1 protein-coding gene is annotated in these 242 nt (G+C 38.4%); it reads right to left on the reverse strand.

What is annotated here, in order from left to right; genetic code table 11:
• Positions 1-61: 61 nt before the first annotated feature.
• A partial coding sequence (locus AAEY62_RS24295; protein WP_350637034.1) for a prolyl oligopeptidase family serine peptidase occupies positions 62-242 on the reverse strand: 181 nt, incomplete at its 5' end.

A 242-nucleotide genomic window follows, 5' to 3' on the forward strand; every position in this document is an offset into this window, starting at 1 on the left:
TAAATTAAGGCATCACTTTTAAATGATGCCTTTAGCTTATTACTCAATGGTTGTACTTTGCTTACTCTTTAATACCCATTAAATCGAGCATAAATGCATAGTTTAGCGCGGTATCTTCTAAGCGCTTAAAGCGCCCTGATGCACCGCCATGCCCTGCTTCCATATCAATTTTAAACAGTAACTTATTGTCATCTGTTTTATAGTCACGCAGCTTAGCAACCCACTTTGCTGGCTCAAAATAC

Origin of the sequence: Pseudoalteromonas sp. GW168-MNA-CIBAN-0100, assembly GCF_040309225.1 — a bacterium.
GTDB lineage: Bacteria > Pseudomonadota > Gammaproteobacteria > Enterobacterales > Alteromonadaceae > Pseudoalteromonas > Pseudoalteromonas arctica.